This is a genomic window from Amycolatopsis sp. MJM2582 (assembly GCF_000754115.1).
In the GTDB taxonomy this organism is placed as follows: Bacteria; Actinomycetota; Actinomycetes; order Mycobacteriales; family Pseudonocardiaceae; genus Amycolatopsis; species Amycolatopsis japonica.
The window spans coordinates 305,108-322,959 of the sequence record NZ_JPLW01000005.1; the positions used below are offsets into that span (position 1 = coordinate 305,108).

Here is a 17,852-nt window from a genome sequence, read left to right on the forward strand (position 1 = left end):
TGTGCGCGCACCTCCCACTGCGGTGCCATTTCGCGTCATACTCCAGACCGGGTCGACGGTCACAGCCGGTTAGCGGGCGTTAGCGGCGTCCTCCTACACTCGGGCGCGTGGCTCACCGACCTTTGATCGCACCCAGCATCCTCTCCGCGGACTTCGCCCGGCTCGGCGACGAGATCCGTGCCGTCGCGGGGGAGGGGGACACCCGCGCGGACTGGGTCCACGTCGACGTCATGGACGCGCACTTCGTGCCGAACCTGACCCTGGGCCTGCCCGTGGTGCAGTCGCTGCTCAAGGCCACCGACGTCCCCATCGACTGCCACCTGATGATCGAGAACCCCGACAAGTGGGCCATCGGGTACGCCGAAGCGGGCGCTTACAACGTCACCGTGCACGTCGAGGCCGCGCACGACCCGATCGCGCTGGCGAAGAACCTGCGCGCCGCCGGGGCGAAGGCCGGCCTGTCGATCAAGCCGAACACGCCGATCGAGGACCACCTCGAGACCCTCAAGCACTACGACACGCTCCTGGTGATGTCGGTCGAGCCCGGTTTCGGCGGCCAGTCGTTCATCGAGGGCGTCCTCGACAAGGTCCGCACCGCGCGGCGCCTGGTCGACACCGGCCACCTCAAGCTCGTCGTCGAGATCGACGGCGGGATCAACGCCGACACCATCGAGCAGGCCGCCGAAGCCGGAGTGGACTGCTTCGTCGCCGGTTCCGCCGTCTACGGCGCCGAAGACCCAGGTAAGGCCGTCGCGGCGCTTCGCGAGCAGGCGGCCCGCGTCCGCGGCTGATCCCGCCTCGTGATCCGCCGTCGGGTCAGGAGAAGGAATCGGCCGCGATGGGTGTTGGATGAGGGGAGCACCGTTCCCAGCGGCGGTGCGAGCCAGGAGGAGGGCAGCAGGAGTGTTCACCGGCATTGTCGAGGAACTCGGCGAGGTCACCGCGGTCGAGCAGGTCCCGAACGCCGCGAGACTGACCGTTCGGGGGCCGCTGGTGACCAGCGACGCCGGGCACGGCGACTCCATCGCGGTGAGTGGCGTGTGCCTCACCGTGGTCGCGGTGGCGGGCGGTGAGTTTACCGTCGATGTCGTGCACGAGACCCTGCAGCGCTCCAGCCTCACGAAGGTGCAGGTCGGCGACGTCGTCAACCTCGAACGCGCGACGCCGGCCGGTGGCAGGCTCGGCGGGCACATCATGCAGGGCCATGTCGACGGCACCGGCGTCTTCCTCAACCGCGACGAGCAGGGACTCACCACGTTCGCGCTGCCGAAGAAGCTGTCCCGGTACGTCGTCGAGAAGGGGTCGATCGCGGTCGACGGTGTCTCCCTCACGGTCGCTTCGGTGACCGACGAGGAGTTCTCCGTCGCCCTGATCCCGACCACCCTCGAACTCACCACGCTCGGCCGGAACACCCCGGGTGACCTGGTGAATCTCGAGGTGGACGTGGTCGCCAAGTACGTCGAGAAGCTGGCCATGCCGCACCTGCGCGCGCAGGGGGACAATGGCGGTACGGAGGAGCGGGCGTGAGCGAGACGAGTGCGATTCCGGGGTCGGCCGATCTGACCCCCTGTGCGGGCGGGGTGGTGGCAGTGAACGCCGATGCCATCGAGGCGGCGATCGCCGACATCAAGGCGGGCCGTCCGGTCGTCGTGGTGGACGACGAGGACCGCGAGAACGAGGGCGACCTGATCTTCGCGGCGGAGAAGGCCACGCCGGAACTGATGGCGTTCATGGTGCGCTACACCTCGGGTTACGTCTGCGTGGCGCTGACCGAGGCCGAGGCGGACCGGCTCGACCTGCCGCCGATGTACCACACGAACCAGGACCAGCGCGGCACCGCGTACAGCGTCACGGTCGACGCCGCCGAGGGCATCACCACCGGCATCTCCGCGGCCGACCGGTCGCATACCGTCCGCCTGCTCGCCGACCCGGCGTCCAAGGCGTCGGACTTCCGGCGCCCCGGCCACGTGGTCCCGCTGCGCGCCAAGCAGGGCGGCGTCCTGCGGCGCCCGGGGCACACCGAAGCCTCCGTCGACCTGGCCCGGCTGGCCGGGCTTTCGCCGTCCGGGGTGCTCTGCGAGATCGTGTCGCAGAAGGACGAGGGCGACATGGCCCGCCGCGACGAACTCGAGGTCTTCGCCGCGGACCACGACCTCAAGATGATCACCATCGCCGACCTGATCGCGTACCGGCGGCGCACCGAGAAGCAGGTCGAGCGGGTCGCCGAGGCGCGGATCCCGCTGAACGCGGGCACGTTCCGCGCGGTCGGGTACGACAGCCTGCTCGACGGCATCGAGCACATCGCGTTCGTCTACGGCGAGATCGGCGACGGCGAGGACATCCTGGTCCGCGTGCACTCCGAGTGCCTGACCGGTGACGTCTTCGGCTCGCTGCGTTGCGACTGCGGCCCGCAGCTGGAGGCCGCGCTGGAAGCGGTGGCCAAGGAAGGCCGCGGCGTCGTGCTCTACATCCGCGGCCACGAGGGCCGCGGTATCGGGCTGCTGCACAAACTGCAGGCCTACCAGCTGCAGGACGCCGGCGCGGACACCGTCGACGCGAACCTGCAGCTCGGCGTCCCCGCCGACGCGCGGGACTACGGCACCGGCGCGCAGATCCTGTGCGACCTCGGCGTCCGCTCGATGCGGCTGCTGACGAACAACCCGGCCAAACGCGTCGGGCTGGAGGGCTATGGCCTGCGGGTCACCGGGCGGGTCGCGCTGCCGATCTCGCCGAACCCGGAGAACCTGCGCTACCTCAAGACCAAACGGGACCGGATGGGGCACGACCTGTCCCAGCTGGAGCATTTCGACCAGGTCGGCGCCGAGGTCGACCAGGGCAACGGAGGTGGCACGCGGTGAGCGGCGAAGGCCGTCCGGACGTCGAACTCGACCTGTCCGACTGTAAGAACATCCGGCTCGGGATCGTGGCCACGCGCTGGCACACGAAGATCACGAGCGCCCTGCTGGACCGCGCCCTCGAGGCGGCCAAGGCGGCCGACCTGGAGGAGGAGCCGACGGTCGTGCGTGTCGCGGGCGCCGTCGAACTGCCCGTCGCCGCGCAGGCGCTGGCCCGCACGCACGACGCGGTGGTCGCGCTGGGCGTGGTCATCCGGGGCGGGACGCCGCATTTCGAGTACGTCTGCGACGCGGTCACCGCGGGGCTGACCAGGGTCGCGCTCGACGAGAGCACCCCGGTCGGCAACGGCGTCCTCACCTGCGACACCGAGCAGCAGGCCCTCGACCGGTCGGGTCTGCCCGGCTCCGTCGAGGACAAGGGCTACGAAGCGACGGTCGCCGCGCTGGACGCCGCGCACGCGCTGCGGAACCTGCGCCAGCCGTGGACCGAGCGGGGATTCGTGTGAGCGTCGAGGCGGATGTGATGACGGAGTCCGAGGTCGTGGTGGTGCGGCCCCGCCGCGCCCTGGTGATGTGCTCCGTGCTGGCGGTGATCCTGCTGGCGACGTTCGTGGTCGTCGCGGTGCTGCTGCGCGGCTCGGACACCGGCGTGATCTTCCAGCCGTCCGACCAGGCGGCGATGATCGGCATCGGCGTCCTGCTCGCCGCGGGCACGATGCTGTTCGCGACCGCGCGCGTGAAGGCCGACGCGGACGGCATCGAGGTCCGGAACGTGCTGATGACCAAGAAGTTCGCGTGGAGCGAGGTGCTCTCGGTGAGCTTCCCGGACGGGGCTTCGTGGGCCCGGCTGGAGCTGCCGGAGGACGAGTACTACTCGGTCATGGCCGTGCAGGCCGTCGATCGGGAACGCGCGGTGGCGGCGGTGCGGGCGTTGCGGCGGCTGCACAAGGCGGCCTGGGAGGGCTGACGCTCGCCTTTTCCCGACCGGGCGCGTTTCGTCCTCTGAATGCGATCCTTGCGGTGTGCAAGTACGTGAAGGCCCCCTTCATTGCGTCTAGCGCAGTGAAGGGGGCCTTCACGTACTTGGGGAAGGTGTGAAGGTCGGGTTTCCTCGGCTGAGCCGAGGGAAGGGGCCCTTCACGCGCGGCCGCTGTGACCAGTGGTGCAGGTGGGGCGCTTGTGGCGGTCGTCCAGTCCGTGAAGGCCTCCTTGAGGGACCCAGAGTCCCTCAAGGAGGCCTTCACGGACTGGAGCCAAGGAGGCTGACGCCGCTCTCCGGCTCCTTCAAGTGCTAGGAACGGTCCTTTCCTTGCAAAATTTGCCAGGAAAGGACCGTTCCTAGCATCTGGGCAGGCGGCGTTCGCCGGGCTCACTCAAGTGTCATGAAAGGGCCGTTCAGGACGAAAAACGTCCTGAACGGCCCTTTCATGACATCCGGGACCACCCGCGGGCCCCTCAGAGCGAAAGATCCACCACGATCGGCGCGTGGTCCGAGGGCCCCTTCCCCTTCCGCGCCTCACGGTCCACATAGGAATCCGTCACCGCGCCGGCCACGACGGCGTCGGCGTACACGAGGTCGATCCGCATTCCCTTGTTGTTCGGGAAGTTCCCGGCCCGGTAGTCCCAGTAAGTGAACGGGTGGTCGTACTTCAGCGGCCGAGGGAACACGTCGGACAGCCCGAGGTCCCGCAGCGCGGCGAGCGCCTTCCGCTCCGGTTCGGTCACGTGCGTCGATTCGGCGAACACGCCGATGTCCCAGACGTCCGCGTCGGTCGGCGCGATGTTGAAGTCGCCGAGCACCGCGAACGGCAGTCCGCGCGCCTGCTCCTCCCGCACGGTCGCCTCCAGCGCGGAGAGCCAGGCGAGTTTGTAGCCGTAGTGCGGGTTCTCCAGGTCGCGCCCGTTGGGCACGTACACCGACCACAGCCGCAGCCCGCCGCAGGTGGCGCCGATGGCCCGCGCGTCGGTCTTGTCCTCGAAGGTGGGCTCACCGGTCAGTCCGCGTGTCACGTCCTCCAGCCCGACGCGTGACAGGATCGCGACGCCGTTCCAGCGCCCGATGCCGTAGGCGGCCGTCTCGTAGCCGAGTTCGCGCACCGCTTCGACGGGGAAGGCGTCGGTGCCGCTCTTGAGTTCCTGCAGGCACAGCACGTCCGGCTGAGCCGAACCGAGCCACTCCAGCACCCTCGGCAGCCGGGGCCCGATCGAGTTCACGTTCCAGGTCGCGATCCGCATGCCCGCGAGCGTCCCACACCCCACCGACACCCCGACGTGAAAGGGGCCCCTGCCGCGACGGGTCACGTCGCGGCAGGGGCCCCGGCCGGGGTGGAGGTCAGACCCCGGTGGTCGAGCGGATCCAGGAGCGGGCCGAAGCGACGCTGCCGTAGTTGTTGGTGCCGCGGATGTTCGAGCCGCTCTGGTTCTGCACGGTCGAAGCGACACCGACCTGGACGCCGTTGGAGACCTGGGGGCCGCCCGAGTCGCCCTTCCACGCCGAACCGTCGATGCCGACGCTCTGGATGGCCGGGCCACCGTAGGCGTCGGTCGAGCTGCCCGAGACGCGCACGTTGGCGACCTTCAGCGCCGAGGCGGGCGGGCCGGTCGGGGTCTCGCGGCCCCAGCCGTAGAGCTGGTTGGTGCTGCCGACCGACGGGTTCGAGCTCGCCAGGGTGATCGGCGTGACGCCGGCGTCGGAGGCCAGGTGCAGCAACGAGATGTCGGAGCCGGCCGGCGACGACACCTTGCGGTCGACGGCGATCTCACGGCCGCCCTGCAGCTGGTTGCTGCCGACGCGGACCCGCATGCCGGTGCCGTCGGAGTCGAGGCAGTGCTTGGCGGTCAGCACCCAGCGCTGGGCGATGACGCTGCCGGAGCAGTTGAACCCGTCCCACTGACGGCCCGGGGTGTTGACGTAGACCTGGGCGCCCCAGCTCACGGTGGGGGCGGTGCCGCCGCCCACGATGTTGGGCTGGACACCGGTCGGGGTGCCCGCGGAGGCGACGGCGCCCGCGGTCATGGTGAGGGCTGCGGCGGCGAGGGTGGCGGCGCCCAGCGTACGAAGACGGCTCACGGTGCAGGAGTCCTTTCGAGCGTCATCTGACGAAGAACCGAATGAAGTGGAACTGGGACGGAAAGTAATCAACCGATTCACCCGCTAGGAACCAACGAACGTCGGGTACGGCGGAAGACCCGACTTAGGTCGGTATGCGTGGTGAAAGACGGACCGGATGGTGGGAATGGCCACTCGAAGGGTTGACCGGACCGCGCGTAAGGACGGGGCCTCGTAAGACTGTCGGTGGTGCCCCATAGGCTTGTCGACGTGGCTGACCCGACCACCTACCGTCCCTCGCCGGGGAGCATCCCGGACGCCCCTGGCGTGTACAAATTTCGTGACGCCACGAAGAGGGTCATCTATGTCGGCAAGGCGAAAAGCCTTCGAAGCAGGCTGAACTCGTACTTCGCCGACATCACGGGCTTGCACCCGCGCACCCGCCAGATGGTGACGACGGCGGCGAGCGTCGAGTGGACCGTCGTGGGCACCGAGGTCGAGGCGCTCCAGCTCGAATACAACTGGATCAAGGAGTTCGACCCGCGGTTCAACGTCCGGTACCGCGACGACAAGAGCTACCCCGTCCTCGCCGTGACGATGAACGAGGAGTACCCGCGCCTGCACGTCTATCGCGGCGCGCGCAAGAAGGGCGTGCGGTACTTCGGGCCGTACGCGCACGCCTGGGCCATCCGCGAAACGCTCGACCTGCTGCTCCGCGTCTTCCCGGCGCGCACCTGCTCGGCGGGCGTCTTCAAACGGCACGGCCAGATCGGCAGGCCGTGCCTGCTCGGCTACATCGGGAAATGCTCCGCGCCATGCGTCGGCAAGGTCTCCGCCGACGAGCACCGCGAGATCGTCGAGGATTTCTGCGACTTCCTCGCCGGCCGCACCGACGCGCTGATCCGCCGTCTGGAACAGGAAATGGCGGCCGCGTCCGAAGAGCTGGAGTTCGAGCGAGCCGCGCGGCTGCGTGACGACCTCGGCGCGCTGCGGCGCGCGATGGAGAAGCAAGCGGTCGTGCTCGGCGACGGCACCGACGCGGACGTCGTCGCCTTCGCCCACGACGAGCTCGAAGCCGCCGTCCAGGTCTTCCACGTACGAGGCGGCCGGGTCCGCGGGCAGCGCGGCTGGGTGATCGACAAGGCCGAAGAGATGGACGTCAAGGATCTCGTCGACCACTTCATCACGCAGTTCTACGGCGAACAGGCCGAACGCGCGGACGATCCCGACGGCGGCTCGCCGGTGCCGCGCGAGGTGCTCGTCCCCGAGCTGCCCGCCGACGCGGAAGCCCTCGGCGAATGGCTGTCCGGGCTGCGCGGGTCGAGGGTGAGCCTGCGGGTGCCGCAGCGCGGCGACAAACGCGCGCTCGCCGAAACCGTGACACGTAACGCCGGAGAGGCGTTCACCCAGCACAAACTGCGCCGCGCGGGCGACCTCACCGCGCGCTCGGCCGCGCTGGCGGAACTGCAGGACTACCTGGCGCTGGAAACCGCGCCGCTGCGCATCGAATGCGTCGACATCAGCCATATCCAGGGCAGCGACGTGGTCGCTTCGCTCGTAGTGTTCGAGGACGGGATCCCGCGCAAGTCCGAGTACCGGCGTTTCGCCTTGCGTGAGGCCGCTGAAGAGGGCGACGTCGCGTCGATCGCCGAAGTCGTCCGCCGCCGGTTTTCCCGTTATCTCAAGGAAAACGCCGAAGGGGTCGATCCGGACCGGCCGGGTATCGACCCGGAGACCGGCAAACCGCGCAAGTTCGCCTACGCGCCGAACCTGCTCGTCGTGGACGGCGCTGGCCCGCAGGCCACCGCCGCCGCGGATGTGCTCTCCGAACTGGGCGTCACCGACATCGCCGTGGTCGGCCTGGCGAAGCGGCTGGAGGAGGTGTGGCTGCCGGGAGATCCCGATCCGGTGATCCTGCCGCGCACCTCCGACGCGTTGTATCTGTTGCAGCGGCTGCGCGACGAGGCGCACCGCTTCGCCATCCGGTACCACCGCGAGAAGCGGTCCAAGCGGATGCAGGTGTCCGCATTGGACGGTGTGCCGGGGCTGGGGCAGGCTCGTCGTACCGCGCTGATCAAGCATTTCGGCTCGGTGAAGAAACTCCGCGAAGCGCGGATAGAGGAGATCGAGGCGGTGCCCGGCTTCGGCAGGCGCACCGCCGAAGCGGTCGTCGCGGCGCTCGCAGGGGAGTCCGCGGCGGCGGGGGAGTCCAGTACGTGATCGGTGAAGGGACCATTGTGAGTGCGCAAGAAGAGGGCCGCGGTTCCGGGATGGAGGTCGCGGTCGTTTCCGGTCTGTCCGGCGCCGGCCGCAGCACCGCCGCGAAATGCCTGGAGGACCTGGGCTGGTTCGTGGTGGACAACCTGCCGCCCGAGCTGATCGCGACCATGGTCGAGCTCGGCGCGCAGGCGCGGGGCGCGATCACCAAGGTCGCCGTGGTGATGGACGTGCGTTCGCGCGCGTTCACCGACGACCTCGCTTCGGTCATCAAGGACCTCGACGCCCGCGGGTACAAGCCGCGCGTCCTGTTCCTGGAGGCCACCGACGCGGTGCTGGTGCGCCGGTTCGAGGCCGTCCGCCGCGGCCACCCGATGCAGGGCGACGGCAGGCTCGCCGACGGCATCACCGCCGAGCGCACGCTGCTGGAGCCGCTGCGGGAAGAGGCCGACCTCGTGCTCGACACGTCGTCGCTTTCGGTGCACGACCTGCGCGCCAAGATCGAGGACGCCTTCGGCTCGGAGGCGAGCACGCAGACCAGGGTCACCGTGCTGTCGTTCGGCTACAAGTACGGCCTGCCGATGGACGCCGACCTGGTGATGGACGTCCGCTTCCTGCCGAACCCGTTCTGGATCCCGGAACTGCGCGACCACACCGGTCTCGAGGGGGAGGTCCGCAACTACGTGCTCAGCCAGGAAGGCGCGGACGAGTTCCTCGACCGCTACCACCAGCTGCTGCGCCTGATCGGCGCGGGCTACAAACGCGAGGGCAAGCGGTACCTGACGCTGGCCGTCGGCTGCACCGGCGGAAAGCACCGCAGCGTCGCCATCTCCGAGGAGCTCGCCCAGCGTCTGTCCAATGAGGACGGTATGGCCGTGAAGGTGGTGCACCGCGACCTTGGCCGCGAGTAGCGCACCGCGCGCGGTGGCCCTGGGCGGCGGGCACGGCCTGCACGCCACCCTCACCGCCTTGCGCCGGGTGACCTCGCAGGTCACCGCCGTGGTCACCGTCGCGGACGACGGGGGCTCGTCCGGCAGGCTGCGCCGGGAACTGGGGCTGCTGCCGCCGGGCGACCTGCGGCAGGCCTTCGCCGCGTTCGCCGCCGAAGACGGCGGGACGTTGTGGGCGGAGGTGTTCCAGCACCGCTTCGGCGGCGACGGCGCGCTCGCCGGGCACGCGGTCGGGAACCTGTTGCTGGCCGGGTTGTTCGAGGTACTCGGCGACCCGGTCGCCGCGCTCGACGAGGCGAGCAGGCTCATGGGCATCTCCGGCCGGGTCCTGCCGATGTCACCCGAACCGCTGGAGATCCAAGGCGAGGTTTCGGGGCTGGACGCCGAGAATCCCGAGGCGCTGCGACGGATCCGCGGCCAGGTGGCGGTGGCGACGACGCCGGGGCAGGTGCACCGGATCAGTCTTCACCCGACCGGGCAGGCCGACCGGCCGCCGCGTGGCTGCGCCGAGGCGATCGAGGCTGTGCTCGACGCGGACGTGGTGTTCCTCGGTCCGGGTTCGTGGTTCACGAGTGTGCTGCCCCATCTGCTGGTGCCGGATCTGCACGACGCGTTGCTCCGAACGGACGCCACGAAGGTCGTGATCCTCAACCTGATCCCCCAACCGGGGGAGACGGCGGGATTCTCGCCGGAGAAGCATTTGGACGTACTCTTCGAGCACGCCCCGGAATTACGGGTGGACGCGGTCATCGCGGACCGGGACTCGGTGCCCTCACCAGCCCGGTTGCGGGACGCGGCCGGGAGACTGGGCGCGCGGGCGTTGCTGGGGGCGGTGGCTGACCCGGTCGTGACGGGGCGGCATGATCCTGATGCGCTCGCGGGCTGTATGCGAGACGCTCTCGGTCTCACCGGGGGAGGAGCTGAAGGTATGGAGGGGCAGCGATGGCGATGACCGCCGCCGTGAAGGACGAGCTGAGCCGGCTGGAGATCACCAAGATCGGCCCGCGCCGCGCGGAGGTCGCGTCGATGCTGCGATTCGCGGGCGGGCTGCACATCGTGGCCGGCCGCGTCGTGGTGGAGGCCGAACTCGACACCGGTTCGGTGGCGAGGCGGCTGCGCAAGGAGATCCACGAACTGTACGGACACCAGTCCGACGTGCACGTCATTTCCTCCAGCGGCTTGCGCAAGGGCACGCGGTACGTCGTCCGGGTGGTCAAGGACGGCGAGGGGCTCGCCCGGCAGACCGGCCTGATCGACCAGCGCGGCCGCCCGGTGCGCGGGCTGCCCGCCGCCGTCGTGTCCGGTGGCGTCGCCGACGCGGAAGCCGCCTGGCGTGGCGCGTTCCTTGCGCACGGTTCGCTCACCGAACCCGGTCGTTCGTCGTCGCTCGAGGTCACCTGCCCCGGCCCCGAGGCCGCGCTGGCGCTCGTCGGCGCCGCCCGGCGGATGGGCATCCAGGCCAAGTCGCGCGAGGTCCGCGGCGCGGACCGGGTCGTGGTGCGCGACGGTGACGCGATCGGTGCCCTGCTGACCCGGCTCGGCGCGCACACGAGCGTGCTCGCCTGGGAAGAGCGGCGGATGCGCCGCGAGGTGCGTGCCACCGCGAACCGGCTCGCGAACTTCGACGACGCGAACCTGCGGCGTTCGGCCCGCGCGGCCGTCGCGGCGGCGGCCAGGGTCGAGCGGGCGCTGGACATCCTCGGCGAATCCGCCCCGGAGCACCTGCTCGCCGCGGGCAAGCTGCGGCTGTCGAACCGGCAGGCCTCGCTGGAGGAACTGGGCCAGCTGTCCGATCCGCAGATGACCAAGGACGCCGTCGCCGGCCGGATCCGCCGCCTCCTGGCGATGGCCGACAAAAAGGCGAAGGAACAAGGCATTCCGGACACCGAATCGGCCGTCACCCCGGACATGCTGGAAGAAGACGAGGCCTGACCCTCCCGCATTTAGTCCTCTGGAGGCGGTACTTGCGTGTGCAAGGACCGCATCCAGAGGACTAAACGCGGTGTTCGCCGAAGACGTCGCACGTGGCCGGGTCGCCGTCGAGGGCGGCGGTCGCGAGGAGGACGGCGCCCGAGGTCCACGTGGTGCGCTCGTCCGGCCAGAATTCCTCGTCCGCGAACTGGTAGCCGGTCCAATACGAGCCGTCGTCGTGGCGTAGCCGGGCGAGGCACGCGAGGAGTTCACCCGCGCGGGCACGGTCGCCGCGAGTGGCGAGGGTGAGCGCCAGTTCGGCCGTCTCGCCGCCGGTCGCCCACGGCTCGTGGTGCACGCACCGCACCCCGAGCCCGGGTTCGACGAACCGGCCCCAGCCCGCCGCCAGCCGCTCCGTCGCGTCGGCGCCGGTGACGACGGAGCCCAGAACCGGGTAGTACCAATCCATCGAATGCGGTTTCGCGGCGAACAGCCCCGGCTCGCCGAGCAGGGCGGCACGCAGCCGGTGCGCCGCGACTCGCCATTGTGGACGGTCCAGCCCCCGCACGGAGGCGAGCGCGAGCGCCTGCGTCAGCGCGTGATGGATGCTGGCGCAGCCCGCGACCAGCCGGATCTCGGGATCGTCGCGCCACGAGATGGCACCCGACGGTTGCTGCCGCCGCAGGACGGCGTCGATGGCCTTGTCCACGACCGGCCACATCCGGTCCAGCCAGGCGTGATCCCTGGTCCGCAGGAAGTGGTGCCGGGCCCCGACCGCGACGTACGCGGTGAAGTTCGTGTCCATAGTGGACAAATCGACGCGGCCGTCGCGGTACCGGGCCGCCCAGGATCCGTCAGGGCGCTGGTTGCGGAGCAGCCACTCGTACGCGGCTTCGGCTTCCGCGTGCAGCCCGGCCACGTCGAGACCCATCGCGGCTTCGAGATGATTCCACGGATCGAGGTGCCCGCCGGGCTCCCAAGGGATTCCGCCGTCCCGCCACTGCACGGCCGCGATGGTGGCGGCGGTGGCCTTCACGGTTTGCGCGCGTAGACGACGAGGCTCTTGCCGAGCACCGGATTCAGCGCCCATTCGGCGAACCGCACCGGCCGGGGGCTCCGCATGATGTCCCAGACCAGGAACCGGTGGTACAGCGCGCAAAGCGGGTGCTCCTCGTCGGGGCCGACCGCGCATTTCAGCCACCAGTACGGCGAATGCAGGGCGTGCGCGTGATGGCCGCCGGTCGTCCGCAACCCGGCCTCGGTGAGCTTGCCGAGCAGTTCGCGCCGCCGGTAGATCCGGATGTGCCCGCCTTCGACCTCGTGATACGCGTCCGAGAGCAGCCAGCAGATCCGCTCCGGCCACCAGCGCGGCACGGTCGCCACCAACCGTCCGCCCGGCGCCAGCACACGGCTCGCCTCCGCGAGCACCGCGCGGTCGGCATGGATGTGTTCCAGGGTCTCGGCGACGATCACCCGGGTGAAGGAGCCGCTCGGGAACGGCAACCGGAGTGCGTCCGCGCGGACGGCCAGCGCCGAAGCCGTGCCGGGTGCCTCGCCCGCCTCTGCCAGGTTGGCGAACATGTCCCGCACGTGTTTGAGCGCGGTGTCGTCGAGGTCGGCGGCGACCACGTCCGCGCCGCGTTTGTAAGCCTCGTACGCGTGGCGGCCGTCCCCGCAGCCGAGGTCGAGCACCCGGTCGCCGGGGCCGACGGGGAACCGGTCGAAATCGACGGTCAGCACTCCGCACGCTCCCGGCCGAGGACGCGCCGGTAGTGCGCCGCGGTCTCCTCGGCGGTGCGCCGCCAGCTCAGCGTGCCCGCCGTCGCCAGCCCCCGGGCCGCGAGGTCGGCGCGCAGGTGTTCGTCGCCGAGGACCTTGGTGAGCGCTTCTGCGAGCGCCGGGACATCGCCCGGCGGCACCAGGATCCCCGCGTCACCCACGACTTCGGGCAGGGCGCCGCCGGTCGTCGCGACGACCGGTGTCCCGCAGGCCATGGCCTCGGCGGCCGGCAGCGAGAACCCCTCGAACAATGAAGGGATACAAGCGATTTCGGCCGAACACAGCAGCCGTGCGAGTTCTCCGTCGGTCAGCCCGCTGACGAAGCGGACGCCGGCGCCAGGGCCGAGCCGGGCGAGTGCCCGCGCAGCCGGGCCGTCCGGCTTCGGTTTGCCGACGATCACCAGTTCGCCTTCGATCCGGTCCCACGCCGCCAGCAGATGTTCGAGCCCCTTCAACGGTTCGTCCGCGCTGGCGGTGGCCACGACCCGGCCGGGGACGCGCGGGATCTCGGGTCGCGGCCGGAAGATCCGGGTGTCCGCGGCGAGCGGGACGACGTGGATCCGGTCCTCCGGAACGCCCATCTCCCGGCCGATGGCCGCACGGGAAGCCCGCGAAACGGTCAGCGCGGGCAGCCGCCGCGCGACGCGGTGCTGCATCTCCACGAAGCCGTACCACCGCGCGACCCGCGCCGCCTCCCGTCCGGTGACGGTCGCGAGCTTCAGTGCCCGGTCCACGGCGATGGGATGGTGGATCGTGGCGAGTGTCGGCAGTCCACAGTGGAGCATCCCGTAGCCGAGTCCCTGGTTGTCGTGGACGATGTCGAACTCGCCCCGGCGCTTCGCGAGATGGCGCGCGGCACGCAGGGAGAACGCGAGGGGTTCGGGGAAACCGCCGCGGCGCATGCCGAGGAATTCCACCCACGACGGCAGGTCGCGCAGCTCGCGCGGCCGCGGGGTCCGGAACGGGTTCGGCTCCGCGAACAGGTCGAGGCCCGGGATCTTCGTCAGCCGCACGCCCTCATCGACCTCCGGATAGGGAGGCCCGGACAGCACCTCGACGCGATGCCCCAGCGCGGCGAGTTCGCGGCTCAGATGCCGGACGTACACGCCCTGACCGCCGCTGCGCGGGTTTCCGCGGTAGGTCAGGAGCGCGATGCGCAGGGCGCTCACCGCTCACTCCCGCGCGCCCCAGTGATCGAGCTGCTCGCGGATCTTCCGGGTTTCGTCGTGCCGTTCGCCGCGGACCTCGACGGAATCGGCGAGCAGCAGGGTCCAGGTCGAAAGCGCCTCGGTGACCCTGCCCGCCTTGGCGAGGGTGAGCGCGAGCCCGAATCGGAGGTCGAGGACGTCGGGATGCCGCTCATTCAGCCGTCCCGTCGCTTCGGCGAGGAGCCGTCGATACTCCGAAACAACGGGGGGGGGGTGCTCGATTTCGGCGCTCCAGAACGCGATGTTGTGCCGCACGTGGCTGACGATCTCGTCGTCACCCAGCGCCTGTTTCGCCTGCGGCAGCAGCTCCCGGGAGAAGCGGAGGGACTCCTCCCCGTTTCCGGTCTTGCCCGTCGCCACCGCGAGTAGGTGCCGGGCGTGCAGCGTCTCGCGATGATCGGCTCCGAGAGCGTGGGTGGTGTCCCGGACCAGGGCTTCGAACGCCGCCCGGGACTCTTCGAAGCGGCCGAGATCCATGAGGAGGTAGCCGATGTTGTGGCGAATGCTCAAGACCTCTTCGTCGCCACTCGACAGGGCGGCCGTGGCGATCGGCAGCAGCTCCTCGAACCGGGCGAGCGCTCCGGCCGCGTCGCCCGCCTTGCCGGTCCAGGTCGCGTGCCGCGCCTTGCAGCGCAAGGTGATCCGGTCGGTGTCGCCGAGCTGCCGGGCCGCGCGGTTCGCCCAGGCCGCCCAGCGTTCCCGGTTCTCGACGGGGATATGGGACGCCCGCCGCTCCAATGCGGCGAAGGCGTCTTCGCGGAGCCCGGCGAGCCAGAAGTGCTCGGCCTCGTTGGCCGCCGCGTAGCTCTGTTCCAGCGTCGGCTCGTCGTCTCCGGCCACGAGCGGCACCTCCGAGGTCGCCGCCGCCAGCCGGGCGCGCAGCCGGGTCGCCGCGTCGGGGGAGAGAACGGGCGGCTCTCCGGTCCACAGGACGGTTTCGTCGTCGAGACCCGCCCGCGTCCGGCTGACCGAGTCGCCGAGTCCGGCCAGGAAATCGCGGACGCGCACCCGTCGGTCCGGGCCGCCCGCCGCTGCGCTCGCCGCGGTGAGGATCGAGATCGGGATGGGCCCGCGGGTGGCGGCGAGCCCCAGCAACTCCAGCAGGACGGCGTGACCGGGCCGCGGCGAGGCCACCGCGCCGGTGCTCTCTTCGATGTCGGCATCCTCTTGCGCCACGCTGATGAAGGTGACCGTCGAATCGCCGAGCCGGAGCACGTCACCGTGCGCCAACCGGGCACTCGGCACCCGCTGTCCGTTGACGAAGGTCCCGTTGGCGGAGTCGAGGTCCGTCAGCCACGCGTCCGTCCCGTCCCAGCGGATCTTGCAGTGGAGCCGGGACACCCGCGAGTCCCCGAGCCGGATCGCGGCGTTCCTGCTGCGGCCGAGCGTCGTGAGCCCGAAGGACAGTTCGTGGTGCGCGGGCGGCTGCCCGGGGACGTCGATGATCAGGGTGGCGGGGGTGATCCTCGGCGAGGTGGGCGACCCCGTGTCGTATCCGGGCTCGCTGCCCCAGTCCCCGCTGTCCTCCGGTTCCCGCACCACAGGAGCCGGGTCGAAACCGCCCGCCATCACCAGGCGGACCTCGACCGCGGGCGGCAGGCACGCCGGATCCCGCGTGGCCACGACCGTCTTGACCTGTGCCGGCTCCGGTGCCGTCGAGAGGCTCCGGAGAAGACCGCACAGCCGGGCCCGGACATCGGGATCGAGGTCGTCGAGCCCGTCGATCGCGATCCGCACGGGGGCTCCGGTCCATTGTGGAGCGAGACTCCGCAGCGGACCGAGCAGCGCCAGATCGAAAGCGCTCGCACCGCTCCGGCCGGCGTCGTCGAGACCGGCGCGGTGCGCCTGCTCGGCGTCGGCGAAACCGGGAACCGTGCGCCGCAACTGACGGGCGAGTTCGCTCGCGAGCCGCTCGGCCGTGTCGCCGCGGCTCGCGAACAGCACGGCGTGCAGGAAGTCGGGCGGCACATAGGATCCGGCCACCGAAGGACGGGCCAGCGCGGCGAGCATGGTCGACTTTCCCGCGCCGGCCTCGCCGGTGATCGCGACCAGCCGGGCGCCGGTGAGCAGATGCCCGACGGTCTCGCCGAGTTTCGGATCCGGCTGGTAGTGCGCGGTCAGCCGTTCGATGGTGGGCGCGGCCGGGTTGCCGGCCAGCGGCGAACGCCGCCAGGCGGGGGAGGAGTTCAGCGCGAGCCACAGCCCCTGGTCGGCCTCGGCGACCTCGCGGGTGCCGTCGAAACCCAGGTGGACGGCGGTCTGCGCCGGGCACAGACCGGTGATCACGCGTTTGAGATCCGCGCACCGGACGCGTTCGCCGAACTCCGCGTGCCCCGTCCGCAGGACCGAGACCAGCGACCGGCTGAAACACCCGTTCGCGGCGACACGGTCGTCCGAGGCGGTGAGCAGGTCGAACCGTTTGCCCGCCTCGCCGACGATCCGCAGCCAGCGCTGACCAGCCTGCCTCGCCCCGATACCGGCGTGGCAGGTGTCGAGCAGGATGACCAGCCCGTCGAGCATCGAGTAGCGGCCGAGGAGTTCTTTGATCCGCTGCGCGAACAGGAAGGAACGGCGGCTGTCCACCGGCAACCCGGTGTCCTTGGTGAGGAAGTAGAAGTCGTCGTCGGCGTATTCGCCGTGCCCGACGAGCGAGAGGAAGAGCGTCGCCTCGTCCTCCGACGCGCGCTCGAACGCCTCCACCAGCGCGTCGTCCAGCTCGACCATCGTCGGGTCGACGAGCAGACCGCGACCGTCTTCGAGGGCTGGGACGCAGCCGCCGACCTCGGGGTCGAGCAGGGCCGTCGAGACCTGATGGCCCGCGTCGGGGAGGAACGAGAGAAGGTTCAGTGAGTCGCATTGCGACGCGACCACCAACGACCTCCGCTCTCCCACGGAGATCACTTTGTCTCATCGGGCGGCCACCGGCAAGGGCGGCCCGCGATACTGTGCGCCATGGCTCGGATCGTTCTGGTGCACGGCATCGCCCAGGAACAGAAGTCCGCGGACACGCTCGAGGCGGAATGGCTGCCGAGCCTGGCGGGCGGGGTCCGGCTCGCCGGTGACGCCGCGCTGGCCGACACCCTGTGGCGCGACGCCCGGCCCGGTGACGCGCGGATGGCCTTCTACGGTGACCTTTTCCGGAAGGACGGCCAGCAGGGCGGCGCGGACGAACTCACCCCGGACGAGTGGGCGCTCGCCGAAACGCTGGCGGCGGAATGGCTCCGGAACGCGGCTTCTTCGGCGTCCCGCGAGGCGGACCGGAACCGGGCGAAGGCCGAACTGGACCTGCTCGGCGGTCCGGCGGGGGAGACCCAGGGCGTGCGCGCGGCCGCCCGCCCGGTGCTGAACGCGCTGGTGCGGCTGAAGCCGTTCGCGCGGCTCGGGGTGGCGTTCGCCGAACGAGTGGTGGTCAAGGCACTCAAGCAGGTGACGCTGTACCTCACCGACGAGACGATCCGGGAACGCGTGCAGGCCCGCGTCGCCGAGCACATCGGGCCGGAGACCGAGGCGATCATCGGGCATTCCCTAGGTTCCGTCGTCGCTTACGAGGCCGCCCATCTGCACGGTCGCCCGTTGCCGCTGCTGCTCACCCTCGGCTCCCCGCTGGGCCTGCGCACGGTCGTCTACGAACGGACCCGCCCGCAGCCGCCGTCCGTCCCGCCCGGCGTCGCGAGCTGGGTGAACCTGGCCGACCGGGACGACCTCGTCGCCGCCCGGCCCGACCTCAGCGGGCTGTTCCCCGGCGCCGACGGGGTCCTGGACAGCGGCTACACGGTCGACAACGGGGCGAAGCCGCACGAGGCGGCGTTCTATCTCGCCAAACGACGGACGGGTGAGGTGCTCTCCCGGGCGTTAACCTCCGGCGGGCAGGCGTAACGCGGCG

Annotated in this window: 16 protein-coding genes; 10 read left to right on the plus strand and 6 right to left on the minus strand. The window is 70.6% G+C overall.

The window, feature by feature from the left end; all coding sequences use genetic code 11:
• Positions 1 to 122: 122 nt before the first annotated feature.
• From rpe to ED92_RS29315, 5 genes are all read left to right on the plus strand, one after another.
• Entirely contained in the window at positions 123 to 791 is a 669-nt protein-coding gene (gene rpe / locus ED92_RS29295) for a ribulose-phosphate 3-epimerase (RefSeq protein WP_007029650.1), read from the plus strand.
• A 112-nt stretch (positions 792 to 903) separates the two neighbouring features.
• Positions 904 to 1,527: a riboflavin synthase gene (locus ED92_RS29300; RefSeq protein ID WP_037343970.1), complete on the plus strand. Its 624-nt coding sequence runs from the start codon at positions 904 to 906 to the stop codon at positions 1,525 to 1,527.
• A gap of 56 nt (positions 1,528 to 1,583) precedes the next feature.
• The gene (locus ED92_RS29305; protein ID WP_199755168.1) at positions 1,584 to 2,858 is read left to right on the plus strand and encodes a bifunctional 3,4-dihydroxy-2-butanone-4-phosphate synthase/GTP cyclohydrolase II; all 1,275 of its coding nucleotides are present in this window, start codon (positions 1,584 to 1,586) and stop codon (positions 2,856 to 2,858) included.
• Positions 2,855 to 3,361: a 6,7-dimethyl-8-ribityllumazine synthase gene (gene ribH / locus ED92_RS29310; protein WP_037343973.1), complete on the plus strand. Its 507-nt coding sequence runs from the start codon at positions 2,855 to 2,857 to the stop codon at positions 3,359 to 3,361. The genes ED92_RS29305 and ribH overlap by 4 nt, the downstream gene beginning before the upstream one ends.
• Positions 3,362 to 3,378: 17 nt before the next feature.
• Positions 3,379 to 3,822: a PH domain-containing protein gene (locus ED92_RS29315; RefSeq protein ID WP_037344534.1), complete on the plus strand. Its 444-nt coding sequence runs from the start codon at positions 3,379 to 3,381 to the stop codon at positions 3,820 to 3,822.
• Between the two features lie 488 nt (positions 3,823 to 4,310).
• Here the strand turns inward: ED92_RS29315 and ED92_RS29320 are convergent, their stop codons facing one another.
• Both ED92_RS29320 and ED92_RS29325 read right to left on the minus strand, forming a co-directional pair.
• Positions 4,311 to 5,090 carry an exodeoxyribonuclease III gene (locus ED92_RS29320; protein ID WP_037343974.1) on the minus strand — a complete coding sequence of 260 codons (780 nt, stop codon included), beginning with the start codon at positions 5,088 to 5,090 and terminating at the stop codon, positions 4,311 to 4,313.
• A gap of 97 nt (positions 5,091 to 5,187) precedes the next feature.
• Positions 5,188 to 5,925: a trypsin-like serine protease gene (locus ED92_RS29325; RefSeq protein ID WP_037343975.1), complete on the minus strand. Its 738-nt coding sequence runs from the start codon at positions 5,923 to 5,925 to the stop codon at positions 5,188 to 5,190.
• Between the two features lie 249 nt (positions 5,926 to 6,174).
• On the opposite strand from ED92_RS29325, the gene uvrC reads away from it, so the two are divergent.
• From uvrC to whiA, 4 genes are read left to right on the plus strand one after another with little or no spacing between them, the layout of a single operon-like run.
• A complete protein-coding gene (gene uvrC, locus ED92_RS29330) occupies positions 6,175 to 8,124 on the plus strand; it encodes an excinuclease ABC subunit UvrC (protein ID WP_081975948.1) in 1,950 nt (649 codons plus the stop codon).
• A 50-nt stretch (positions 8,125 to 8,174) separates the two neighbouring features.
• Positions 8,175 to 9,032: an RNase adapter RapZ gene (gene rapZ, locus ED92_RS29335; RefSeq protein ID WP_034311885.1), complete on the plus strand. Its 858-nt coding sequence runs from the start codon at positions 8,175 to 8,177 to the stop codon at positions 9,030 to 9,032.
• Positions 9,019 to 10,023 carry a uridine diphosphate-N-acetylglucosamine-binding protein YvcK gene (yvcK, locus tag ED92_RS29340; protein WP_051972587.1) on the plus strand — a complete coding sequence of 335 codons (1,005 nt, stop codon included), beginning with the start codon at positions 9,019 to 9,021 and terminating at the stop codon, positions 10,021 to 10,023. Before rapZ ends, yvcK begins: the two co-directional genes overlap by 14 nt.
• Positions 10,014 to 11,003, plus strand: coding sequence for a DNA-binding protein WhiA (gene whiA / locus ED92_RS29345; RefSeq protein ID WP_005152315.1), 990 nt, complete (start codon positions 10,014 to 10,016; stop codon positions 11,001 to 11,003). Before yvcK ends, whiA begins: the two co-directional genes overlap by 10 nt.
• A gap of 61 nt (positions 11,004 to 11,064) precedes the next feature.
• On the opposite strand, the gene ED92_RS29350 is transcribed toward whiA, so the two are convergent.
• The 4 genes from ED92_RS29350 to ED92_RS29365 are packed head-to-tail and all read right to left on the minus strand — an operon-like array spanning position 11,065 to position 16,861.
• Entirely contained in the window at positions 11,065 to 12,018 is a 954-nt protein-coding gene (locus tag ED92_RS29350) for a prenyltransferase/squalene oxidase repeat-containing protein (RefSeq protein WP_037343980.1), read from the minus strand.
• Positions 12,015 to 12,722: a class I SAM-dependent methyltransferase gene (locus tag ED92_RS29355; RefSeq protein ID WP_037343981.1), complete on the minus strand. Its 708-nt coding sequence runs from the start codon at positions 12,720 to 12,722 to the stop codon at positions 12,015 to 12,017. The genes ED92_RS29350 and ED92_RS29355 overlap by 4 nt, the downstream gene beginning before the upstream one ends.
• A complete protein-coding gene (locus tag ED92_RS29360; RefSeq protein ID WP_052120915.1) occupies positions 12,716 to 13,930 on the minus strand; it encodes a glycosyltransferase family 4 protein in 1,215 nt (404 codons plus the stop codon). Before ED92_RS29360 ends, ED92_RS29355 begins: the two co-directional genes overlap by 7 nt.
• Before the next feature lie 3 nt (positions 13,931 to 13,933).
• On the minus strand, positions 13,934 to 16,861 hold the full coding sequence (locus tag ED92_RS29365) for an FHA domain-containing protein (protein ID WP_235213385.1): 2,928 nt from the start codon (positions 16,859 to 16,861) through the stop codon (positions 13,934 to 13,936).
• Positions 16,862 to 16,921: 60 nt separating this feature from the next.
• On the opposite strand from ED92_RS29365, the gene ED92_RS29370 reads away from it, so the two are divergent.
• Positions 16,922 to 17,845: a hypothetical protein gene (locus ED92_RS29370; RefSeq protein ID WP_037343982.1), complete on the plus strand. Its 924-nt coding sequence runs from the start codon at positions 16,922 to 16,924 to the stop codon at positions 17,843 to 17,845.
• Positions 17,846 to 17,852 lie beyond the last annotated feature (7 nt).

Bases quoted from the DNA above. Each gene is read 5' to 3' on its own strand.
- rapZ (WP_034311885.1), top strand. From the start codon at position 8,175: ATGGAGGTCGCGGTCGTTTCCGGTCTGTCCGGCGCCGGCCGCAGCACC.
- ED92_RS29320 (WP_037343974.1), bottom strand. From the start codon at position 5,090: ATGCGGATCGCGACCTGGAACGTGAACTCGATCGGGCCCCGGCTGCCG.
- ED92_RS29315 (WP_037344534.1), top strand. From the start codon at position 3,379: ATGACGGAGTCCGAGGTCGTGGTGGTGCGGCCCCGCCGCGCCCTGGTG.
- whiA (WP_005152315.1), top strand. From the start codon at position 10,014: ATGGCGATGACCGCCGCCGTGAAGGACGAGCTGAGCCGGCTGGAGATC.
- ED92_RS29370 (WP_037343982.1), top strand. From the start codon at position 16,922: ATGGCTCGGATCGTTCTGGTGCACGGCATCGCCCAGGAACAGAAGTCC.